A 13,420-nucleotide genomic window follows, 5' to 3' on the forward strand; every position below is an offset into this window, starting at 1 on the left:
TCGGCTACCGCCATCATGCCACTTCCAGCAGAAGGCGGGCAGAATAGGGCCATGGCCATTGAACTCGAGGAACTGCTGGTAGCGGACGCGGCGGAGTGGCGGCTGTGGCTGGAACAGCACCACGCCACCAGCCCCGGCGTCTGGCTGGTGCTGCATAAGAAGGGCGGCAACGCCACTGAACTGGACTACGAAGCAGCGTTGCAGGAGGCACTGTGCTTTGGCTGGATCGACGGTCAGGGCAAAAGGCGCGACGACGACAGTTCCTTCCAGCGGATGACCCGCCGCGGCCCGAAGAGCGTCTGGTCGGCGCGGAATGTGGACCGCATCGGGAAGCTCGAGGCTGACGGCCGGATGACTGCGGCCGGCCGCGCCGCGGTCGACGCCGCCAAGGCGGACGGGCGCTGGGAAGCGGCCTATGTGGGGCAGGCGACGGCGGAAGTTCCGCCGGATCTGGCCGCCGCCATCGCTGCCGTCCCCGCTGCCCAGGCCATGTTCGACGTCCTTACCTCGGTGAACCGGTATGCCCTGATTTACCGGACGAATTCCGTGAAGCAGGCGTCCACGCGGGAACGGAAAATCGCCGGCTTTGTGGAGATGCTGGCCCGGGGCGAGGCGCCGTATCCGCAGAAGAAGAAGCCGGCCGGAGGTTAGTAGCGGCGGATTTCGACGGGCTCAATCACCGGTGCGCGACGGGCTCAATCACAAGCGGGGTCGAGCGGGAAGGCGACGGCTTCGCCCACCACGCGCAGGCAGAGTTCCATTCCCGGCCGGGCAATGGAGGCGTTCCAGTGCCGGATGGTGATGACTTCGCCGCCGCCGGGGTAGCGGTGGTCGGCGCGGTCGGCCAGTTCGGGTGGCACAGAGAGTTTGAGGCGCACGGTGGTTTCCGGGCCGAAGTAGTCGGTGTCCACCACCACGCCGCGGATGGGGCCATCCTCGGCAATGCGGATCTGCTCAGGACGCAGCATCAGCTGCACGCGGCCCTGGGCCGGCGGGCGGCGGACAGGGATTCCGCCCAGCGAGCAGGTGGCCAGCGAGCCTTCCATCCAGGCGTCCAGGATGACGGCGTCGCCCAGGAATTCCGCGGTGGCGCGGTCGGCGGGGCGGGTATAAACCACAAACGGGTTGCCGATCTGGGCCAGCTTGCCGCCGCGCATCACGGCCACCTGGTCCGCGAAGGACAGGGCCTCGGCCTGGTCGTGGGTGACCAGGACGGTGGTGACGCCGGCTTTGTTGAGGACCTTGGCCACGGCCCGCCGGGTTGCCACGCGCAGGCCGGCGTCCAGGGCTGAAAAGGGCTCGTCCAGCAGCATCAGTTCGGGTTCGCGGGCTAGTGCACGGGCCAGGGCCACACGCTGCTGTTGCCCGCCGGAGAGCTGGTGCGGCCGCCGCTTGGCCATGGAGGCGTCCAGGGAGACCATGTCCAGCAGCTCGCTGATGCGGCCCGCGGCCCCGCGGCGGCCACCCGCGAGCTTGGCCGTGTCCAGGCCGAACGCGATGTTCTGGCCCACCGTCAGGTGCGGGAAAAGCGCCCCGTCCTGAGCCACGTACCCCACCTGGCGCTTATGCGCAGGCAACCACACGCCGTCGCCCGCCACCTTGCTGCCGTTGAGCGAGATGCTGCCGGTGGCGGGGTGTTCAAAGCCGGCGATCAGCCGCAGGAGGGTGGTCTTTCCCGAGCCGGAGGGTCCCACGATGGCAGTGGTCCCGCCCTTGGCCACGGATAGGTTGACGCCTTTGAGGACGGCCTGGGAACCGAAGTTCTTGGTGACGTCGGTGATCTGCAGATGGCTGTTGGTGGTGGGTGCCACCGACGGCGCGATCCGCGGTTCCGGAAGCCTGGCGGGGGATTGTTCGGTCACTGTCCGGCCACTTTCTTGGACTGCTGGAAGAGAAGGTAGGTCATGGGTGCCGAGAGCAGGATCATCAGCAGGGCATACGGGGCTGCGCCGGCGTAGTCGATTTCGCTGCTCTTGCTCCAGAACGCGCTGGCCAGGGTTCTGGTCCCATTGGGGGAGAGCAGCAGCGTGGCGGTCAGTTCGGTCACGACGGCGAGGAACACCAGCGCTGCGCCGCCGGCGGCCGCGGGCGCCGTGAGGCGCAACGTGATCTTCAGGAAGGCATTGAACGGAGACCTGCCCAGGGCGCGGGCCGCTTCGTCCAGTTCCTTGGGGGCCTGTGCCAGCCCGGCGCGGATGTTCACCAACGCGCGCGGAATGAACAGCAGCACGTATGCGGCCACCAGCAGCCCGGTGGTCTGGTAGATGTCCGGGGCAACGTTGATGGCCACGGTGACGAAGGCCAGACCCACTACGATGCCGGGCATGGAACTGGTGACGTAGTTGGAGAGCTCCAGGGACTTGCTGAACCACCCTGGATGCCGGACGGCCAGGTACGCCATGGGGAAGGCGACAACAGTCGCGGCCACTGCGCCGGCAAGGCCCAGCCCCAGGGTCTGCAGCAGTGCGGGGACAAACTCGTCCACATCCCAGATCTCGGCGCCGCCGGCCACGATCCAGCGGATCACAAACCACAGCGGCAGGCCGAACGCCAGGCCAGTGAGCGCCATCAGTCCCAGCTGGGCGGGAACCTGGTAGCGGTGCAGGGGGAGCCGCAGGGGCTTGGACTGGGCGCCGGAGCCGATCCGCGCGTAGCGGGCCGTGCCGCGGCTGCGGACCTCCAGCACCAGGAGGATCAGGCAGAAGAACACCAGGACGCTGGCCAGCATATTTCCCGCCGTGCCGTTGAACGTGGAAGCGTACTGCTGCATGATCGCCGTCGTAAACGTCTCAAAGCGGATCATCGCGAAGGCGCCGTACTCGGCCAGCAGGTGCAGGCCCACCAGCAGGCCACCGCCGGTGACGGCGATGCGCAGCTGGGGCAGCACCACGCGGAAGAAGACCTGCCACGGGCCCAGGCCCAGGGACGCCGCGGACTGCTCGATGGCCGGATCCAGCCGGCTGAGCGTGGCCGCGGCCGGAATGTAGACCAGCGGGAAGTAGGACAGAGTGGCGATCAGCGCGCCTGACCAGACGCCTTCCAGGGAAGGGATGGCGGACACCCAGGCGTAGCTGTTCACAAACGCGGGAATGGCCAGCGGCGCCGCCAGGAGCACGGCCCACCACTTGTGGCCCTGCAGCTTGGTGCGTTCCACCAGCCACGCGCCGCCCACGCCCGCCACCAGAGTTGCGGGCACCACGATGAGCATCAGCAGGAGGGTGTTGACCAGCAGTTCGCCCACCCGGGGGCGGAAGATCAGCTCAATGCTGGCATCCCAGCCAGTGACCGCCGTCATGTAGATGACATAGCCCAGCGGGATGAGGGCGAACAGGGCCAGCAGTGTGGCCAGGAGCGCAACCGCCAATGGCGGGCGAGGGTTGTTGCCCTTGCCCGCCATCGCCGCTTTGGCGGTTAGTTCTGGGGTTGAAACCAAAAGCTAGAGCAGACCGGCCTTGGTCATCAGCTCCGTGACCTTCTTGGAGTTCAGCTTGGAGGAGTCAACCGTCGGTGCCTGCAGTTCGGCCAGCGGAACCAACTTGTCGTTGGATGCCACGCCGGCGCCCACGGTGTACTCGAAGTCCTTGCCCGTCTGCAGCTGCTCCTGGCCCTTCTTGCCCGTGATGAAGGCGAGGAACGCGTCGGCAGCAGCCTTGTTCTTGGAGGACTTCAGCACGCCACCGCCGGATACGGAGACAAATGCGCCCGGATCCTGGTTCTTGAAGTAGTGGCTGGCCACGTTCTTGGAGTTCTCGCCGGTCTTGGCCTGGTCACCGAAGTAGTAGTAGTGGTAAATAACGCCACCTTCGATTTCACCGGCGTTGACAGCCTTCATGACCGCACCGTTGCCCTGGTAGCCCTTGAAGTTTTCCTTCATGGCCGTGAGCCACTTCTCGGTTTCGGCCTCGCCCTTGAGTTCAAGGTAGGCGGATACGATCGCCTGGAAGTCGGCGCCGGACGGCGATGCGCCCCAGCGGCCCTTCCACTCCGGACCGGCCAGGTCAGAGAGGGACTTGGGCAGCTTATCTTCGGTGAGCTTTTCCTTGTTGTACACGAACACGGTGGAGCGGGCTGCGACGCCGGTCCACTTGTTGGTGGACGGGCGGTACTCGGCCGGAACCTGCTTCTTGACCTCGTCGGTGAGATCGGCGAACAGGCCTGCGTTTTCCACCTGGGTCATGGCGGGGGAGTTCTCGGTGATGAAGACGTCAGCCGGGGACTTGTCGCCCTCCTGGATGATCTGGTTGGACATCTCGGTGTCCTTGCCCTGGCGCAGGGTCACCTTGACGCCGGTCTCCTTGGTGAACTCTTCCACCCAGGCCTTGGTCATGGATTCGTGCTGTGCGTTGTAGACCGTGATCTCGCCGGACACCTTGGCGTCTGCAGAGGCGGAACCGGTGGCTGCCGGGGTGGTGCCGCCGCAGGCGGTCAGTCCCAAGGCTGCGGTGGCGGCGAGTGCGATGCCGGCCAGAGCGCTGTTGCGGATCTTCATTGAGTGCTACTTTCTGGGGAAAAGTGTGTGGACCGACGGTCCTGGTGAGCTGGGGATAAAGGGGTGGCTCACCCGAGAAACTGTAGGTTAGCCAAACCTAAGACACCAAGCGGCATAGCCCTTAAGTGATCAGGATCACATGCATTACGGAACTGTTGCGTGCCCTAATTCATTCACGGCTTTTGTGGATGGCCGCTGCGGCCTCCAGCGCCATCCAGGCCTGCAGCTGGGTGGAAAGTTCGACGGCGGCACCTGGCGGATAGGTTGTGTCCGCCGGTTGTGCCGCGTGGATGGAGAACAGGACGTTCCCAGCCGTGGCTGATGCCGCTCCGCGGCCGGCCGGCCGGCGGCCCGCCCAGAAGGCTTCGGCAGTAGCTGTCACGAGCTCCTGCGCGGTGTTCCGGGCGGACTCCGGGAGCCGGGCATCGACGGCCGCGAGTGCCAGGTATCGGCAGAGAATCCCGGTGAAGAGTCCGCCGTCGCCCGTTCCATCGCAGCGGAGGATGCGCTGCCCCGGTACGGTGAGCCGCTTTGCGACCGCGGCCACCAGTGCCGCGGCCCTGGCGAGGTTGGCGTCGCCGCCGAGCTCCAGCAAGGCTCCCAGTACGGGGCCTTGGTTGTAGGTGTAGAGGTTGTTCTCCACTAGCACTTCGCCAGCCGGGCTGAGCCGCGCCCCGTCAACATAGAGGCCCCGGGCCTGATCAAACAGCACGCCATTGAGCCAGTCCACCAACCGCTGCGCCTTGGCCTCCTGGCCTGTCCGGGCGTAGTAGAGCGCTACGGGGGCGGTGGCCGGAGTGTTCTTGAAGTCGCGCTTTTTGCTCCAGAAGGTCCCGCCGCCGAGGTCGTCGGTGGAGGCGGAATCGAACTGCAGGGTCAGCGTCTTGCGGACCCTGGCGTTCCGGCGGCGACCGGGCTGCCGCGTCTCCTCGGCCAGGCTTTGCAGACGGTGCGTCGCCAGCGCCAGCCAGGCCATGTCGTCGTAGTAGTTGTTGACGAAGGTGAAGGCGTTGCGCAGCCGGATGCCCGTGACCAGCCTGGACGCGAGCCTGCCGGCACTGGGGTGGTGCGCGCCGTTGAACCTTGCCGCGGGGGTGGCTCTGTTGCCCAGTTCGCGGCGCCCGGCATCCACCAGGCAGTCCACGTAGTGCGCCTGCCACCAGTAGTGCCAGGGGTGGAGGAGGTTCTTCAGGTGTTTTGACGGCCATTGCACGGCGGCCAGGTGGGTTCCCGGCAGGAACAGCAGCCGCCGGCCGAAGAGTCCGGTGACGGAGCGGGCCGCCACGTTGGCCCGGTCCTGCCAGTGGGCAGGTTCGGCATCCGGCATGGTCATCCGTTCAGCCTAGTGGGTGCGGCCCACAGGATTTTCAGTTAACATGCACTAACTAATGTTCCGCGCCGGTCTTATGGTGTTGGGGCCGCATCAAGGAGGATGTATGGACGTCTTGGGTACTGTCGCGCTGATTACGGGTGGGGCTTCCGGGCTGGGCGCTGCCACAGCGAAGCGCCTGTTCGACGCCGGCGCCTCGGTGGTGCTGATCGACCTGCCGTCCTCTGCCGGTGCAGCCTACGCCGCCGAGCTCAACGCCTCAGCGCTGAACGTGGCAGCGCTGAACGCCGCCGGCGGTTCGGGGGCACAAGCGGCCTTTGTCCCCGCGGACGTCACCAATGAGGCTGAGGTGCAGGCCGCCGTCGACACTGCCGTGGCGCTGGGACCCCTGCGCATTGTTGTCAACTGCGCCGGCGTCGCCACGCCGGGCAAGGTCCTGGGCCGGGACGGCGTCCTTCCGCTGGACACGTTCAACCGCGTCATCCAGGTCAACCTCATCGGGACGTTCAACGTGCTGCGCCTGGCCGCCGCGGCCATGGTATCCACCGAACCGATCAGTACTGAGCTCGGCGGCCCCGAGCGCGGCGTCATCATCAACACCGCCTCCGTGGCAGCTTTCGACGGGCAGATCGGCCAGCCCGCCTACGCCGCTTCCAAGGGCGCAGTCGCCGCCATGACGCTGCCGCTGGCCCGTGAGCTGGCCCGCTCCCTGGTGCGGGTGGTGACCATCGCCCCGGGCATCTTTGAAACACCCATGATGGCAACGCTCCCGCAGGACACGCAGGATTCGCTGGGCCGGCAGGTCCCGCATCCGTCGCGCCTTGGCCGGCCCGCCGAATACGCGAATCTGGTGGCCCACATCGTGGAAAATGCGATGATCAACGGCGAAACCATCCGGCTCGACGGTGCCATCCGAATGGGGCCGAAATGAGCCTGCCGGGCACATCCGAGCCCTCCACCACCGAGCCCTCCACCACTGAACCCTCCGCCACCGAACGGGCGATCGACGAGCTGCCCACCGCCGATTTTTTCGCGTTCGAGTCACTCCTCAGCTCGAAGGAGCGGGCCAAGCTGGCCGAGCTGCGGGAGTTTCTGGCCACGGAGATCGCCCCCTACGCGTCGGACTGGTGGAACAAGGCGGAGTTCCCGGCGCACATCCTGCCCAAGCTCGCCGCGCTGGAGCTGAGCACACCGGCGCAGCGCGGCTACAGCAACCTGTTCGCCGGACTGGTCATCGCAGAGATGACGCGCGTCGATACCTCGATCGCAACATTTTTCCTGGTCCACCACGACCTTTTTGTGGAATCGCTCTACGGTTTCGGTTCGGCCGGCCAGAAAGAGCGGCTGCTTGCGGACGCCTCAAGCCTGCGTATCACGGGCGCCTTCGCGCTCACCGAACCCGACCACGGTTCGGACGTTGCCGGCGGGATGGAAACGAGTGCCCGGCGCATCTCCAGTGCAACGGGAGAGCCCGACGACGACGGCGACGCGTGGGTGCTCAACGGCGCCAAGCGCTGGATCGGGAACGGGACGTTCTGCGACTACATGCTCGTGTGGGCCAAGGACGAGGCCGTGGCTGCCAACGGGCAGGGCGCGGTCCGAGGGTTCATCGTTGATGCTTCCTTGCCGGGCGTGAGCCGGAGCCGGATCGAGAACAAGATTGCGCTCCGGACCGTGCAGAACGCGGACATTGTGCTTAAGGATGTCCAGGTCGCCGAGGCCGACCGATTCGCCGGCATCAGCAGTTTCGAGGACACCAACCAGCTCCTGCGTGGCTCGCGGATCATGGTGGGATGGCAGGCGGTGGGGCAGCAGCTGGCGGCGTTCGACGTCGCCCGGCAGTACGCCGTCGAACGCCACCAGTTCGGCCGGCCGCTGGCGAAATTCCAGCTCATCCAGCAGCAGCTGGTCACCATGCTGGGCAACGCCGTAGCCAGCATGGCCATGATGGCGCGTATTGCCCAGCTGCAGGACGACGGCGTGGCGGACATGCCGCAGGTGGCCCTCGCCAAGTCCTACACCAGCGCCCGGATGCGCGAGACAGTGGCGCTGGGCCGGTCCCTCCTGGGCGGCAACGGCATCGTGACCGACTACCGGATGGCCAAAATCTTCGCCGACGCCGAGGCCATCTACACCTACGAGGGCTCGTTCGAAATCAACACGCTCATTGTGGGCCGGGCGGTCACCGGCGTCTCAGCGATCGTCTGACCCACCATTTAGCGCGAAAGGACATTTGAGGCCCCGTTCCGCTGGGCTTAAGTGTCCTTTCGCGCTCAATCAGCGAGGAGAGGCTGCTTTTCGCCGGCTTCGATCTTCGCGTCGAGGCTGTTGTTCTTCACGGGCATGGGGCAGGTGCCAAACGGGGTGAAGGCGCTGGGGTAGTTGATGGCGCGGTTGAAGTCCAGGACCACCGTGGCCTTCCCGGCCGCGTCAATGCGTGGCCGGGGCGTGGAGACTTTCCGCCACTCATCCGTTGATTCACCGTTGGTCCCGTCATGGAACGTGATGGTCAGTGCGCCCAGTTTTTCCTCCTCGGCGTGCAGACGGTACTGGTGCTCGACGCCCGGCAGCCGGAAAACCACCTCGCCCACTGAATAATGGACGCCGTCCACCAGCGGATTGGCCGTTCCGACCGGGACGGCCACCGGTTCCGGATACGCCTCGTAGGCGGCCTCAATCACGAGGTCCGGGTTGTAGTCGAACGTGGGAACGCCGTCGAACTCCGTCAGCACCGGCGAGCCGGAATCGCGGGTCCGGATGGCGTACCGGTCTGCGCGCATGGCGAGTTCCACCACTACCTGCTGCCCGTCCGCGCCGCCGAACTGCACCCACATCAGGGATTCCTCGTTGGCGAGGGAGACGGTGATGGTCCCGTCAATGGGCTCGCCCGTTTCCACCAGCGTCAGGCCGTCGTGCGCCACAGCGGTGAGTGTCGCCGTCGTGCCGTCCGTTGACCAGAGGCCGGGGGCGACGTCGATGGCGGCGGGCCGGGATTCCAGCCACTGGAAGGAGGTGAGCGTCAGCCAGCCGTGGCGGGTGGCGAGGGCCTTGTTCCGGTTCGTGCGGAAACGCTGCCAGCGTTCCAGCTGCGCGGTTGCGGTGGTGTCCATGGTTCCTCCAAAAGGGGTTCTGATTCCCCGGCTACGACGTCAGGGTTTACAACCCGGCGCGGACGCAGTCCATTCCACCACGGACCGCCGCGGAGCACCACGGACCTCGCGCCGCGTTGCTGCCGCGGCCCTTGTCTTGCAGGCGGCGGAGAGTAACGTCGAAAGCGGCGGAGCTTCGTTTCCGGACTCCCACGGCTGACCTTGGAGGAACCATGAAAATCGCGGTCCTTGGCACGGGTTTCGCAGGCCGGACCCTCGCGGGCGCGCTGTCCGCGCTGGGACACGACGTGGTGGTGGGTACTCGCGACCCGGGGGAGGCTCTCGCCCGCAGCGCGCCGGACGCCATGGGCACGCCGCCCTTCAGCGAATGGCACGCAGCGAACCAGCACATAGCCCTGGAAACGTTCGCGGAGGCCGCAGCCGCGGCGGAACTGATAGTCAATGCAACGAACGGAGCGGGCGCCCTCAGTGCCCTCAGTGCCGCGCGTTCGGCCAACCTGTCGGGGAAAGTGGTGGTGGACGTTTCCAACCCGCTCGACTTCTCCCAGGGCATGCCGCCGGTGCTGAACCCGGTCAACACGGACAGCAACGCCGAACGGATCCAGCACGCGTTTCCGGAGGCGCGGGTGGTCAAAACCCTGAACACGATGAACGCAGGGCTGATGGTTGACCCCGGACGGCTGGGCGGCGGGGACCACTCGGTGTTTGTCTCCGGCGACGACGCCGGTGCCAAGAACACCGTGACGGCGCTCCGCCAGGAGCTGGGCCACCGCGATATTATTGACCTCGGAGACATCACCACCGCTCGGGGAGCGGAGATGATGCTCCCGGTGTGGCTGCGCCTGTGGTCGGTGCTGGGGACGCCGGATTTCAATTTCAAGATCGCCGCTGAAGTCCGGCGCGGCAGGGGCGGAGACCGGCGCAATATCTGAGACGGATTCCACCTTCGCCATCCCGTGCAGGTAGCATCGATAGCTAGTAACGTGGCTCACAGTATCCAGCGCAGTGTACGAGCCAAGTCCGAACCCTCGAAAGACAGTTTCCATGGCTAACACTGCAATGAATTCCGCAACCGACCTCGCCTCTGAACTGAGGGCCGATGTCCGGCGAGTCTCCACACTGCTGGGTGAATCCCTGGTCCGCCAGCACGGCCCCGAACTCCTCAATCTGGTGGAGCAGGTCCGCCTCCTCACCAAGGAGTCCAAGGAAGCCGCCCGCGGCGGTGCCGATGCCACCGGCCCATGGAGCGCGCACGACGTCGTTGAACAGGTCCGAGAACTGCTCGGCTCCCTGCCGATCGAGCAGGCCACCGACCTGGTCCGTGCATTCGCGTTCTACTTCCACCTGGCCAACGCGGCCGAGCAGGTCCACCGGGTCCGCGGCCTGCGGACACGGAAGGAAAAGGACGGGTGGCTGGCCAAGGCCGTCACCGAAATCGCCGCCCAAGCGGGGCCCGAAGTCCTGCAGGAAGTGGTCAACGGGCTGGACGTCCGCCCCATCTTCACCGCCCACCCCACCGAGGCTTCGCGCCGTTCCGTGCTGGACAAGATCCGCAAGCTCTCTGATGTCCTGGCCGAGCCCACGAAGGAAGGCACCTCCGCGCGCCGCCGGCAGGACCGCCAGCTTTCCGAAGTCATCGACCAGATGTGGCAGACCGACGAACTGCGCCAGGTACGCCCCACCCCGGTGGACGAGGCCCGCAACGCGATCTACTACCTCGGCGGCATCCTGACCGATGCCATGCCCGAGATGCTTTCGGACTTCTCGGAACTGCTCGGTGAGCACGGCGTCAGCCTTTCGTCCCAGGACGCACCCATCCGGTTTGGGTCCTGGATCGGCGGCGACCGGGACGGCAACCCCAACGTCACGGCTGCGGTCACCCGGGAAATCCTGCAGATCCAGAACCAGCACGCCGTCCGCATCAGCATCGCGATGATGGATGAGCTGATCTCCATCCTGTCCAACTCCACCGCATTGTCCGGCGCGGACCAGAACCTGCTGGACTCCATCGACGCGGACCTGAAGAAGCTGCCGGGCCTGGACCGGCGCGTCCTGGAGCTCAACGCCCAGGAGCCGTACCGCCTCAAGCTCACCTGCATCAAAGCCAAGCTCATCAACACGGGCAAGCGGGTGGCCGCGGACTCCACGCACGAGCACGGCCGTGACTACAGCTCCACCGAGGAACTCCTCAACGACCTCGAGCTGCTGGAGCTGTCCCTCCGCAACCACTCGGCGTCGCTCGCTGCCGACGGCGCGCTGGCCCGTGTCCGCCGCGCCGTCGCGTCCTTCGGCCTGCACCTGGCCACCCTGGACATCCGCGAGCACGCGGACCACCACCACGACGCCGTTGGCCAGCTGATGGACCGGCTGGGCGGCCCCGGCATCCGCTATGCCGAACTGAGCCGTGAGGAACGCTTCGAGGTGCTCGGCTCGGAGCTCGCCTCACGCCGGCCGCTGTCCGGCCACCCGATTAAGCTCGACGGCGTCGCTGACGGCACGTACGACGTCTTCCGTGAGATCCGCCGCGCCCTGCGCACGTACGGTCCGGACGTCATCGAGACCTACATCATTTCCATGACCCGCGGCGCGGACGACGTCCTGGCCGCGGCCGTGCTGGCCCGCGAGGCAGGCCTGATCAACCTGTTCGGCGACGCCCCCTACGCCAAGATCGGGTTCGCGCCGCTTCTGGAGACCGTGGAGGAGCTGCGTGCCTCGGCGGAGATCGTGGACCAGCTGCTGTCCGTTCCGTCCTACCGCGACCTGGTCCGGCTGCGCGGCGACGTCCAGGAAATCATGCTGGGCTACTCGGACTCAAACAAGGAATCCGGCGTGATGACCAGCCAGTGGGAGATCCACAAGACCCAGCGCAACCTGCGCGACGTTGCGGCCAAGCACGGCGTCCGTGTCCGGTTGTTCCACGGCCGCGGCGGTTCCGTGGGCCGCGGCGGCGGACCCACCTACGACGCCATCATGGCCCAGCCCAACGGCGTGCTGGAAGGCGAGATCAAGTTCACCGAACAGGGCGAGGTCATCTCGGACAAATACTCGCTGCCGGAGCTGGCCCGGGAAAACCTGGAGCTGTCCCTCGCGGCAGTGCTCCAGGGCTCGGCCCTGCACCGGGATCCGCGCACGTCGGACGACCAGCGCGAACGGTACGGGCACGTTATGGAAATCATCTCCGACGGCGCCTTCGACCGGTACCGGAACCTGATCGACCATCCTGACCTGCCAGCGTACTTCCTGGCGTCCACTCCGGTGGAGCAGCTGGGCTCGCTGAACATCGGCTCACGCCCGTCCAAACGCCCGGATTCCGGGGCGGGGCTTGGCGGCCTGCGTGCCATCCCCTGGGTGTTCGGCTGGACCCAGTCCCGGCAGATCGTCCCGGGCTGGTTCGGTGTGGGCTCGGGCCTGAAGGCTGCCCGCGAGGCCGGAAACTCCCCGCAGCTCGTGGAGATGATGGAGAACTGGCACTTCTTCCGGTCCGTTGTCTCCAACGTGGAGATGACGCTGGCCAAGACGGACATGGACATCGCCGGGTACTACGTGGCCACCCTGGTTCCCGAGGACCTGCACCACATTTTCCGCGCCATCCGTGAAGAGTACGAACTCACGGTCACCGAGATCCAGAACCTGACCGGCGAGAACGTGCTCCTGGACGCGCAGCCGACGCTCAAGCGGTCGCTGGAGATCCGGGACCAGTACCTGGACCCCATCAGCTACCTGCAGGTGGAGTTGCTCCGCCGCGTGCGGGCTGCCCAGAACGCCGAAGGCGGGAGCATCAGCGGCGCCGAGATCGACGAACGGCTCCAGCGGGCCATGCTGATCACCGTCAACGGGGTGGCGGCCGGCCTGCGCAACACCGGGTAGGACCCATGTTGCACAGCCAGCGGCCCGCTGACCTCGCCGAACGGATCGCTCTTACGGTTCGGGGCAGTGAACATTCGGGTTGTAGGTTGCCAGGACGCCGTCCGGATTACCTTGCCACAGGTATGCATGGAGGTCGTAGTGGATCGGCATGCCGGGAGCGTGCCCGAGCATTGGTCCGTCGAATGCCTTGCCGAACATGCTCGGCCGGTCTGTGTCGGTCGCCAGGTCCTGGTCGGCGTCGACCTTAAACCACTCCGCTGCGACCAGTCTGAGCTGGCCCGTTTTGTTCGCTGCATACGTCAGTGCGTCCGGGACCAATGGCTTTATCTGACCGAACTGACTGAAGTTGACGTAGTGAAAGCCCATGCCTGGAACGCACTCACCCACGGGCTGGTAGCCCGCGGCAATGGCCGCACTAACGTCGTGATATTGGGTTGTGGCCTGTCGCACTTCGGCCAGGTCACTCCGGCTGCCGGCGGAGGCGACGCCGATCCCTAACATTGATGCCAACATGCCTGCCGATACCGCCGCAATCACTCGCATTGTGGTCCGTCTCATGTTCGGTCTTCTTTCTTGATGATTGTCAGGTGTGACTATGAGACCGAGGCCACATTCTAGTCCTGT

11 protein-coding genes are annotated in these 13,420 nt (G+C 66.1%); 5 read left to right on the plus strand and 6 right to left on the minus strand.

Features of this window, described 5'->3' with window-relative positions:
* Nucleotides 1-51: 51 nt before the first annotated feature.
* Nucleotides 52-651, plus strand: a complete 600-nt coding sequence (locus ACX80X_RS07720) for a YdeI/OmpD-associated family protein (protein ID WP_252610196.1) — start codon at nt 52-54, stop codon at nt 649-651.
* Between the two features lie 44 nt (nt 652-695).
* Here ACX80X_RS07720 and ACX80X_RS07725 read toward each other — a convergent pair whose 3' ends face one another.
* The 4 genes from ACX80X_RS07725 to ACX80X_RS07740 all read right to left on the minus strand — a co-directional run bounded on the left by ACX80X_RS07725 (nt 696) and on the right by ACX80X_RS07740 (nt 5,822).
* Nucleotides 696-1,862 (minus strand): ABC transporter ATP-binding protein, encoded by a 1,167-nt coding sequence (locus tag ACX80X_RS07725; protein ID WP_252599810.1) that lies wholly within the window; start codon nt 1,860-1,862, stop codon nt 696-698.
* Nucleotides 1,859-3,397, minus strand: a complete 1,539-nt coding sequence (locus ACX80X_RS07730) for an ABC transporter permease (RefSeq protein WP_459311695.1) — start codon at nt 3,395-3,397, stop codon at nt 1,859-1,861. Before ACX80X_RS07730 ends, ACX80X_RS07725 begins: the two co-directional genes overlap by 4 nt.
* Nucleotides 3,398-3,436: 39 nt before the next feature.
* Nucleotides 3,437-4,489, minus strand: a complete 1,053-nt coding sequence (locus ACX80X_RS07735) for an iron ABC transporter substrate-binding protein (protein WP_252599809.1) — start codon at nt 4,487-4,489, stop codon at nt 3,437-3,439.
* Between the two features lie 169 nt (nt 4,490-4,658).
* On the minus strand, nt 4,659-5,822 hold the full coding sequence (locus ACX80X_RS07740) for a glycoside hydrolase family 76 protein (RefSeq protein WP_459311662.1): 1,164 nt from the start codon (nt 5,820-5,822) through the stop codon (nt 4,659-4,661).
* A gap of 103 nt (nt 5,823-5,925) precedes the next feature.
* Between ACX80X_RS07740 and ACX80X_RS07745 the strand changes: the two genes are divergently transcribed.
* Nucleotides 5,926-6,750, plus strand: coding sequence for an SDR family NAD(P)-dependent oxidoreductase (locus tag ACX80X_RS07745; RefSeq protein ID WP_459311664.1), 825 nt, complete (start codon nt 5,926-5,928; stop codon nt 6,748-6,750).
* Nucleotides 6,747-8,027, plus strand: coding sequence for an acyl-CoA dehydrogenase family protein (locus ACX80X_RS07750; RefSeq protein ID WP_459311666.1), 1,281 nt, complete (start codon nt 6,747-6,749; stop codon nt 8,025-8,027). The genes ACX80X_RS07745 and ACX80X_RS07750 overlap by 4 nt, the downstream gene beginning before the upstream one ends.
* Before the next feature lie 65 nt (nt 8,028-8,092).
* Here ACX80X_RS07750 and ACX80X_RS07755 read toward each other — a convergent pair whose 3' ends face one another.
* Nucleotides 8,093-8,929 (minus strand): DUF1684 domain-containing protein, encoded by an 837-nt coding sequence (locus tag ACX80X_RS07755; protein ID WP_459311668.1) that lies wholly within the window; start codon nt 8,927-8,929, stop codon nt 8,093-8,095.
* Nucleotides 8,930-9,141: 212 nt separating this feature from the next.
* Between ACX80X_RS07755 and ACX80X_RS07760 the strand changes: the two genes are divergently transcribed.
* Nucleotides 9,142-9,861, plus strand: coding sequence for an NADPH-dependent F420 reductase (locus tag ACX80X_RS07760; protein ID WP_252610206.1), 720 nt, complete (start codon nt 9,142-9,144; stop codon nt 9,859-9,861).
* A 112-nt stretch (nt 9,862-9,973) separates the two neighbouring features.
* Nucleotides 9,974-12,796: a phosphoenolpyruvate carboxylase gene (gene ppc / locus ACX80X_RS07765; protein ID WP_459311670.1), complete on the plus strand. Its 2,823-nt coding sequence runs from the start codon at nt 9,974-9,976 to the stop codon at nt 12,794-12,796.
* A 51-nt stretch (nt 12,797-12,847) separates the two neighbouring features.
* On the opposite strand, the gene ACX80X_RS07770 is transcribed toward ppc, so the two are convergent.
* On the minus strand, nt 12,848-13,339 hold the full coding sequence (locus ACX80X_RS07770) for a hypothetical protein (protein WP_459311672.1): 492 nt from the start codon (nt 13,337-13,339) through the stop codon (nt 12,848-12,850).
* Between the last annotated feature and the right edge of the window lie 81 nt (nt 13,340-13,420).

This window comes from Pseudarthrobacter sp. MDT3-1, assembly GCF_054510755.1.

Coding starts and splice junctions, on each gene's coding strand:
- ACX80X_RS07745 (WP_459311664.1), top strand. CDS start 5,926: ATGGACGTCTTGGGTACTGTCGCGCTGATTACGGGTGGGGCTTCCGGG.
- ACX80X_RS07735 (WP_252599809.1), bottom strand. CDS start 4,489: ATGAAGATCCGCAACAGCGCTCTGGCCGGCATCGCACTCGCCGCCACC.
- ACX80X_RS07760 (WP_252610206.1), top strand. CDS start 9,142: ATGAAAATCGCGGTCCTTGGCACGGGTTTCGCAGGCCGGACCCTCGCG.
- ACX80X_RS07730 (WP_459311695.1), bottom strand. CDS start 3,397: ATGGCGGGCAAGGGCAACAACCCTCGCCCGCCATTGGCGGTTGCGCTC.
- ACX80X_RS07755 (WP_459311668.1), bottom strand. CDS start 8,929: ATGGACACCACCGCAACCGCGCAGCTGGAACGCTGGCAGCGTTTCCGC.
- ppc (WP_459311670.1), top strand. CDS start 9,974: ATGGCTAACACTGCAATGAATTCCGCAACCGACCTCGCCTCTGAACTG.
- ACX80X_RS07720 (WP_252610196.1), top strand. CDS start 52: ATGGCCATTGAACTCGAGGAACTGCTGGTAGCGGACGCGGCGGAGTGG.
- ACX80X_RS07740 (WP_459311662.1), bottom strand. CDS start 5,822: ATGACCATGCCGGATGCCGAACCTGCCCACTGGCAGGACCGGGCCAAC.
- ACX80X_RS07750 (WP_459311666.1), top strand. CDS start 6,747: ATGAGCCTGCCGGGCACATCCGAGCCCTCCACCACCGAGCCCTCCACC.
- ACX80X_RS07770 (WP_459311672.1), bottom strand. CDS start 13,339: ATGCGAGTGATTGCGGCGGTATCGGCAGGCATGTTGGCATCAATGTTA.